This is a genomic window from Kosakonia sp. S42 (assembly GCF_016624785.1).
In the GTDB taxonomy this organism is placed as follows: Bacteria; Pseudomonadota; Gammaproteobacteria; order Enterobacterales; family Enterobacteriaceae; genus Kosakonia; species Kosakonia cowanii.
The window spans coordinates 1-226 of the sequence record NZ_JACVTW010000130.1; the positions used below are offsets into that span (position 1 = coordinate 1).

Consider the following 226-nt stretch of genomic DNA (forward strand, 5'->3'; position numbering starts at 1 on the left):
CCCGAACATGATGCGTAATACCCGCCCGTTAACGAACGATGAATTAATGCGCGTCGTGCCGAGTGCGTTTTCGGTTGAAAAACATGAGTCACGTTCTGAACGTTACACGTATATTCCGACCATTACTCTGCTGGATAAATTGCGTGAGGAAGGTTTCGAACCCTTTTATGCCGGACAGTCACGGGTACGCGATCCGGAACGCCGGGATTTTACCAAACACATGATT

The 226-nt window shown here is 48.7% G+C and carries 1 protein-coding gene; it reads left to right on the forward strand.

Annotated features, from left to right (window positions below):
* Nucleotides 1-7: 7 nt before the first annotated feature.
* Nucleotides 8-226: DUF932 domain-containing protein (locus IAE50_RS25855; RefSeq protein ID WP_200581712.1), on the forward strand; the 219-nt coding region annotated here is incomplete at its 3' end.